We start from the raw sequence: 7269 nt of genomic DNA, 5'->3' as shown, positions 1-7269 counted from the left end.
ATCAGGACGGTGCGCCCGGCGGCCAGCCGTCGGACGGCGTCCACGACCGCCGCCTCGGTCTCGCCGTCCAGGCTCGCGGTCGGCTCGTCCAGCAGCAGCACCGGCCGGTCGGCGAGGAAGGCGCGGGCGAGGGCGAGGCGGCGGCGCTGCCCCGCCGAGAGCCCGGCCCCGGACTCGCCGAGGACGGTGTCGGCGCCGTCGGGGAGGGCGTCGACGAAGTCGAGGGCGCCGGCGTCCCGCAGGGCGCGGCGCAGCGCCTCGTCGTCGGCGTCGGGGCGGGCCAGCCGGACGTTCTCGGCGATGGTGCCCGCGAAGAGGTGCGGATGCTGCGGCACCCAGGCGATCTGGCGCCGCCAGCTCTCGGGCTGGAGCGAGGCGATGTCCTGACCGTCGACGAGGACGCGGCCCGCGGACGGTGCGGTGAAGCCGAGGACCACGCTGAGCAGGGTGGACTTGCCGGCGCCCGACGGGCCGACCAGGGCGACGGTCTCGCCCTCGCGTACCTCGAAGGAGGTCTCGGGCAGCGAGTCGCCGCGGCGGCCGGGGTGGCGGACGACCAGGCCCTCGACGGTGAGTCCGGTGCCCCGGGGCGCGGGGGCGGTGCCGGGCGCGGGCAGCGGGGTCTCCAGTACGGCGAAGATCTCCTCGGCCGCGGCGAGGCCCTCGGCCGCCGCGTGGTACTGCGCGCCGACCTGCCGCAGCGGGAGGTACGCCTCCGGCGCCAGGACCAGCACCATCAGCCCGGTGGCGAGATCGAGTTCGCCGTGCACCAGGCGCATCCCGATGCCCACCGCGACCAGAGCGACGGAGAGGGTGGCGAGGAGTTCCAGGGCGAAGGAGGAGAGGAAGGCGATCCGCAGGGTGCGCAGGGTCGCCCGCCGGTACTCGTCGGTGATCGCGCGGATGGAGGCGGCCTGGGCCTTGGCCCGGCCGAACACCTTGAGCGTGGGCAGGCCCTCGACGACGTCCAGGAAGTGCCCCGACAGCCGGGACAGCAGCCGCCACTGCCGGTCCATCCGCGCCTGGGTGGCCCAGCCGATGAGGATCATGAAGAGGGGGATGAGCGGCAGGGTGACGACGATGATCAGCGCGGAGATCCAGTCGCCGGTGGCGATCCGCGCGAGAACGGCGACGGGCACCACGACCGCGAGCCCGAGCTGCGGGAGATAGCGGGAGAAGTAGTCGTCGAGGGCGTCGATGCCGCGGGTGGCGAGGGTGGTGAGTTCGCCGGTCCGCATCTCCAGCGTGGCGTCGTCGCCGTCCCCGCCGTCCCCGCCGTCCGGCCGGCGCACCGTCGCGCCGGGGCCCAGCCGGGCGGCCCGGGTGAGCAGCCGCATCCGCAGTTCGGACTTGACGGCGGCGCTCGCGCGGTGGGCCGCGAGTTCGGTGAGCCAGGAGACCAGCCCCCGGCCGACGGAGACCGCGACGAGCAGTGTCACGGGGGTGGTGAGGGCGCCGAGGGTGAGGTCGCGCTGGAAGGCGCCGGTCACGATCTCGGCGATGAGCATGGCCTGGCCGACCACCAGCCCCGCGCCGGCCAGCCCGAGGACCACCACCGCGGCGAGGAATCCGCGGGTGGCGTGGGCGTGGCGGAGGAGGCGGGGGTCGACAGGTTTCACGTGAAACATCCGTCCTGGCGGGCCCGCCCGCGCGGGGCGGGCCCGGCCGGTGGGTCGTGTCCTAGTGTGCGTCGGCGATGTGCTGGACGCCGATGCGCTTGCGGAACACCCAGTACGTCCACCCCTGGTAGAGGAGCACGAGCGGGGTGGCGATGCCGGCACACCAGGTCATGATCTTGAGGGTGTAGGGGCTGGACGAGGCGTTGGAGACGGTGAGGTTCCAGCTCTCGTTCAGCGACGACGGCATGACGTTCGGGAAGAGCGTCAGGAACAGCATGGCGACCGCGGCCGCGATGGTGACGCCGGAGAAGGCGAACGACCAGCCCTCGCGCCCGAGCCGGTTGGCCACCAGCGCGGCGACCAGCGCGGCCACCGCCACGACCATGGCGATCAGGCTGTTGCCGTTGCCCCTGGCGACCTGCGTCCAGATCAGGAAGCCGAGCGCCAGCGCGGCCGCCACCACCCCGAGGACCGACGCCATCCGGCGCGCCCGCTCACGGATGTCGCCCACCGTCTTGAGCGCCGCGAACACCGCGCCGTGGAAGGTGAACAGCGTCAGTGTGACCAGTCCGCCGAGGATCGCGTACGGGTTGAGCAGGTCGAAGACGGTGCCGACGTACTCCTTGTGGGCGTCGATCTTCACGCCGCGCACGATGTTGCCGAACGCCACACCCCACAGCAGGGCGGGCAGCAGCGAGGTCCAGAAGATCGCGTGCTCCCAGTTCCGCTGCCAGCGCTCCCCGCTCCGCTTGGCGCGGTACTCGAAGGCGACCCCGCGCACGATCAGGCACAGCAGGATGAGCAGCAGCGGAAGGTAGAAGCCGGAGAAGAGGGTGGCGTACCACTCGGGGAAGGCGGCGAAGGTCGCGCCGCCCGCGGTGAGCAGCCATACCTCGTTGCCGTCCCAGACCGGGCCGATGGTGTTGATCAGGACGCGCCGCTCGCGGCGGTCCCGCGCCAGCAGCTTGGTGAGGATGCCGATCCCGAAGTCGAAGCCTTCGAGGAAGAAGTACCCGGTCCAGAGGACGGCGATGAGAACGAACCAGACGTCGTGGAGTTGCACGGTCGCCTCCTAGTACGAGAAGGCCATCGGCCGGTCGGCGTCCGTGTCGTCGCCGCCGATCTTGGTGGGCGGGTTGAGGTCGGATTCGGTGAGCTCCTGTGGTCCGGCCTTGACGTACTTCACCATCAACCGGACCTCGATGACGGCGAGGACGGCGTAGAGCAGGGTGAAGATGATCATCGAGGTGAGCACCTCGCCCTGGGAGACGCCGGGCGAGACCGCGTCCGAGGTGCGCAGTACGCCGTAGACGACCCAGGGCTGCCGCCCCATCTCGGTGAAGATCCAGCCCCAGGAGTTGGCGATCAGCGGGAAGCCGAGGGTGACGAAGGCCAGCGACCAGTACCACTTGCTCAGCCGTGCGCCGAGTTCGGTGTTCTTGGTGAGCGCGAGCCGGGGAGGTTCGTCCTCCTGGGTGCGCAGGGCGGGCGCCAGCCAGAACTTCTTGCGGGTGAGCCAGAGACCGACGACCCCGATGGCGAACGACGCCATGCCGAAGCCGATCATCCAGCGGAAGCCCCAGTAGGTGACGGGGATGTTGGGCCGGTAGTCGCCGGGCCCGAACTTCTGCTGCTCGGCCTTGTTGACGTCGTTGATGCCGGGGACGGGCGAGGAGAAGTCGTTGTGCGCGAGGAAGGAGAGGAGGCCGGGGATCTCGATGGCGACCTTGTTGTGGCCCTTGTCGACGTCGCCGTAGGCGAAGACGGAGAACGGCGCGGGTTCTTCCTTGTCCCACAGCGCCTCGGCGGCGGCCATCTTCATCGGCTGCTGCCGGAACATGACCTTGCCGAGGGTGTCACCGCTGACGGCGGTGAGCAGACCGGCGGCCACCAGCGTGACCAGCCCCAGCCGCAGCGACGTGCGCATCACCGTGACGTGCTTCTTGCGCATCAGGTGGTACGCGGAGATGCCGACCATGAACGCGGCGCCGGTGAGGAAGGCGGCGGTGAGGGTGTGGAAGACGACGACCCGGGTGGTGTCCTGGGTGAGGACCTTCCAGAAGTCGGTGAGTTCGGCGCGGCCGGTGACGGAGTTGAACTTGTAGCCGACGGGGTGCTGCATCCAGGAGTTGGCCGCGAGGATGAAGTAGGCCGACAGGATCGTGCCGATCGCGACCATCCACATGCAGGCGCAGTGGATCTTCTTGGGGAGCTTGTCCCAACCGAAGATCCACAGCCCGATGAAGGTGGACTCGAAGAAGAAGGCGATGAGGGCCTCGAAGGCGAGCGGCGCCCCGAAGATGTCACCGACGAACCGCGAGTAGTCGGACCAGTTCATGCCGAACTGGAACTCCTGGACGATGCCGGTGACGACACCCATCGCGATGTTGATCAGGAAGAGCTTGCCCCAGAACTTGGTGGCCTTGAGGTACTTCTGCTTCCCCGTCCGTACCCATGCGGTCTCCAGTCCGGCCACCAGAGCGGCGAGAGAGATCGTCAAGGGGACGAACAAGAAGTGGTAGACGGTGGTGATGCCGAATTGCCAGCGCGCCAGAGTCTCTGGCGCCAACGCCAGTTCCACGTCGTTCTCTCCTTACGTCGCCGTATGCACTACGACAGTTGCGCGTTACATCTATGCGTAAGTGAGGCATAAAGGGCGCGCTTGTGAACGCGTTCACATTCACAAGCCATTATCCCGCACCCCTTTCGGACAATCTTCTGGGGGGTGCGTGACAGCGGTCACTTCTGTACGTGCGCCAGAGAAAGCCCCCGGACAGGCCTCTGACCGGCAAGATCATCCGCGAGCGCACCCCCTCCGCGCCCCCTCGACCGGCCCTTTTTCGTCGAACCGGTGTCCGAGATATGACGCCGTCAACCCGCCGGGGCCGGTCGACCCCTTGACCGTGCTATTGGCATGCTCAGGTCACCGCTGCTCCGGGCATGCGAAAGGGCCGGCACCCGGGCTCCACGCCCCGGTGCCGACCCTCGGTCCGGCTTCCGTCACCGGCGTGGCGCGGTGCGGGCCCCACCGGCCCCGCGCCGCGCCACGCGCCGGCTCACCACGTCTTGCGGAACTCCTCCGCCGCCGCCAGGAACAGATCCATCGCCTCGGTCTCCCCGATCGTCACCCGTACGCCCTCACCGGCGAACGGCCGCACGACCACACCGGCGCGCTCGCACGCCTCGGCGAACTCCGCCGTCCGCTCCCCCAGCCGCAGCCACACGAAGTTGGCCTGGGTCTCCGGAACCGTCCAGCCCTGCGCGGCCAGTGCCTCGACCACCCGCGCCCGCTCGGTGACCAGCGCGTCCACCCGCTCCAGCAGCGCGCCCTCACTGCGCAGCGACGCCACCGCCGCCTCCTGCGCCAGCTGGCTCACGCCGAACGGCACCGCCGTCTTGCGCAGCGCCGCGGCCACCGGGGCGTGCGCCACCGCGAACCCGACCCGCAGCCCGGCCAGGCCGTACGCCTTGGAGAAGGTCCGCAGCACACAGACATTGGGGCGGTCGCGGTAGAGGTCCACGCCGTCCGGCACCTCGGGGTCGCGGATGAACTCGCGGTACGCCTCGTCCAGCACCACCAGGACGTCCCCGGGGACCCGGTCCAGGAAGGACTCCAGCTCCGCACGGCGCACCACGGTGCCCGTGGGGTTGTTGGGGTTGCAGACGAAGATCAGCCGGGTCCGGTCGGTGATCGCGGCGAGCATCGCGTCCAGGTCGTGCACCTCGTCCGAGGTCAGCGGCACCTGCACCGGGCGGGCGCCCGAGACCTGGGTGATGATCGGATACGCCTCGAACGAACGCCAGGCGTAGATCACTTCATCGCCGGGACCGGCCGTCGCCTGGACCAGCTGCTGCGCCACCCCGACCGATCCGGTACCGGTCGCCAGATGCTCCACGGGCACCGAGAACCGTTCGGACAGCTCCGCCATCAGGCCCGTACAGGCCATGTCCGGGTAGCGGTTGAACGTTCCGGCGGCGGCGACCGCGCGTTCCAGGACGCCGGGCAGCGGGGGGTAGGGGTTCTCGTTGGAGGACAGCTTGTACGCGACGGGGCCGCCGGCCGCCGCCGGCCGGCCCGGCTTGTACACGGGGATGCCGTCCAGCGCAGCACGCAGCTTCGGGGTCTTCTCGCTCACCGCAGTTCCTCCTCGACCGTCCCGCTCGACTCCAATACTGCACACCTTATGAGGATTGACCCGTCCGGCGGCAGTCCCCACCGGGCCCCGGAGGCAACGGCGGCTCCGGCCCAGGTGCGGCAGGGTGGGACGCCGTCCGCGCCCCCTCGGCCGCCCCGCGTGAAGGGCGCGAGGAGCGCTCCCCGCCTTCATGCGCGCCGGTGGCTCGCGCCGTAGCGCGCATCCCCCGTGAAGGTGACTTGAGACCTCTTCGAGACCTGGGGAGATCACCAGGCAGAGCGATACGGCAACCCGTTGATGCTTTCCATGTGACCATAACTTCCTTTTGTTCAAAGGAAGTTGAGGCGATATCACCTTGCAGAAACGTGCCTTCAAGCGGGCGGCGGCAACCTGCGTCCCGACCCGCCGACGAGCCCTACTATCGGCTCGCCATGACAGCAGCAGGGAAGCACCAGGTGGGCCGGTCGGCCGGTCGCCGGATGGGGCGGGCGGGCATCCGGGATGTGGCCGCCGCGGCCGGCGTATCGATCACGACCGTCTCCGACGCGCTCAACGGCAAGGGCCGGCTTCCGGATGCCACCCGTAGCCATGTCCGCGAGGTGGCCGACCGGCTGGGCTACCGCCCCTCCGCCGCCGCCCGCACCCTCCGTACCGGCAAGTCGGGCCTCATCGGCCTCACGGTGACCACGTACGGGGATGAACCTTTCACCTTCACCGAATTCGCGTACTTCGCCGAGATGGCCAGAGCCGCCACCTCCGCCGCGCTGGCCCGCGGCTACGCCCTGGTCATCCTCCCGGCCACCTCCCGCCACGACGTCTGGTCCAACGTCGCCCTCGACGGCACGGTCGTCATCGACCCGGCCGACGGCGACCCCGTCGTCACCGAACTCGTCCGGCACGGCGTCCCCGTCGTCTCCGACGGCCGCCCCGGCGGCTCCCTCCCCGTCACCGGCTGGGTCGACAACGATCACGAACAGGCCGTCATCGGCCTCCTCGACCATCTCGCCGACGCCGGCGCCCGCCGCATCGGCCTCCTCACCGGCACCACCACCGACACCTATACCCGCCTGTCCACCACCGCCTATCTGCGCTGGTGCGAGCGGGTGGGCCAGGACCCGGTCTACGAGTCCTACCCGGCGCACGACCCGTGCGCGGGCGCCGTCGCCGCCGACCGGCTGCTGGCCCGCCCGGACCGCCCCGACGCGGTCTACGGTCTCTTCGACCCCAACGGCACGGACCTGCTCGCCGCCGCCCGGCGCTACGGCCTGCGCGTCCCCGACGACCTGCTGCTGGTGTGCTGCAGCGAGTCCACCGTCTACGCCACCACCGAACCGCCGATCACCACGCTCTCCCTCAAACCCCGGCGCATCGGCACCGCCGTCGTCCAGATCCTCATCGACGCCATCGAGGGACTCGACACCGGTCGGCCCGTCGAACAGGTGATACCGACCGACCTGATCGTGCGGACGTCCTCCCAGCGGCGCTCCCCACGGACGACGGTCAGCCCGCCCCGC

Annotated in this window: 5 protein-coding genes; 1 reads left to right on the top strand and 4 read right to left on the bottom strand. The window is 70.2% G+C overall.

Translation table 11 applies throughout. The annotated features are described in order from the left end of the window. The 4 genes from cydD to hisC form a co-directional block, all read right to left on the bottom strand. Positions 1 to 1628: thiol reductant ABC exporter subunit CydD (gene cydD, locus AC51EU_RS24515; RefSeq protein ID WP_496269230.1), on the bottom strand; the 1628-nt coding region annotated here is incomplete at its 3' end. Between the two features lie 52 nt (positions 1629 to 1680). Beyond that, positions 1681 to 2682 carry a cytochrome d ubiquinol oxidase subunit II gene (gene cydB, locus AC51EU_RS24510; RefSeq protein ID WP_496269229.1) on the bottom strand — a complete coding sequence of 334 codons (1002 nt, stop codon included), beginning with the start codon at positions 2680 to 2682 and terminating at the stop codon, positions 1681 to 1683. A gap of 9 nt (positions 2683 to 2691) precedes the next feature. Beyond that, complete coding sequence (locus AC51EU_RS24505) at positions 2692 to 4200, bottom strand: cytochrome ubiquinol oxidase subunit I (RefSeq protein WP_496269228.1); 1509 nt, start codon at positions 4198 to 4200, stop codon at positions 2692 to 2694. 475 nt (positions 4201 to 4675) lie between these two features. Continuing rightward, on the bottom strand, positions 4676 to 5755 hold the full coding sequence (gene hisC, locus AC51EU_RS24500) for a histidinol-phosphate transaminase (protein WP_496269227.1): 1080 nt from the start codon (positions 5753 to 5755) through the stop codon (positions 4676 to 4678). 431 nt (positions 5756 to 6186) lie between these two features. Here hisC and AC51EU_RS24495 point away from each other — a divergent pair. Continuing rightward, on the top strand, positions 6187 to 7269 hold a 1083-nt coding region (locus AC51EU_RS24495; protein ID WP_496269226.1), incomplete at its 3' end, for a LacI family DNA-binding transcriptional regulator.

The sequence above is a fragment of the Candidatus Streptomyces philanthi genome (genome assembly GCF_059553635.1).
The sequence above is the reverse complement of the archived record's forward strand: the minus strand, read 5'-3'. Positions and strand labels throughout refer to the sequence as shown.